1 protein-coding gene is annotated in these 453 nt (G+C 68.7%); it reads left to right on the top strand.

Annotated elements, in window-relative coordinates; all coding sequences use genetic code 11:
- On the top strand, window positions 1-356 hold a 356-nt coding region (locus AACY19_RS27300; protein WP_339454605.1), incomplete at its 5' end, for a dihydroorotase family protein.
- Window positions 357-453 lie beyond the last annotated feature (97 nt).

Here is a 453-nt window from a genome sequence, read left to right as displayed (position 1 = left end):
ATCCGCATGGCCCCGAGGAAAAACGCCTTCCCTTCGCGGATTCCGCATCGGGAATGGCGGGTGCCGAGACCCTGCTCGCCTTGGGATTGGGGCTGGTGCGCGACGGGACCATTACGATGGAGCGGCTGTTCGCCTTGCTCGCCGCCAATCCCGCGCGCGTCCTGGGCGTGGCCACCGGCACGCTCGCCATCGGGGCACCCGCCGACCTGCTCGTGCTCGATCCGCATGCCCCGTGGCAAATCGATGGCAATCGCCTGCACGCAAAGGCCGGGAACACGCCGTTCGACGGGTTGCCGGTTCAGGGCAAGGTGGTGCGGGTGTTCAAGGGCGGCACCGCGCTCCCCCTGCCCGCATAAGGCTTAGCGCGACGCCAGTTCGCGACCCTTGGCCCACATCGCAACTTGGTCGCCAGCGCCTGCGCGCACGAAGCAGCTTCCGCCCGTCGCGCGATAG

It is taken from the genome of Pseudomonas sp. EA_5y_Pfl2_R50 (assembly GCF_963970475.1).
GTDB lineage: Bacteria > Pseudomonadota > Gammaproteobacteria > Pseudomonadales > Pseudomonadaceae > Aquipseudomonas.
Note: the sequence above shows the minus strand (reverse complement) of the source record. Positions and strands in the feature narration are given on the sequence as shown.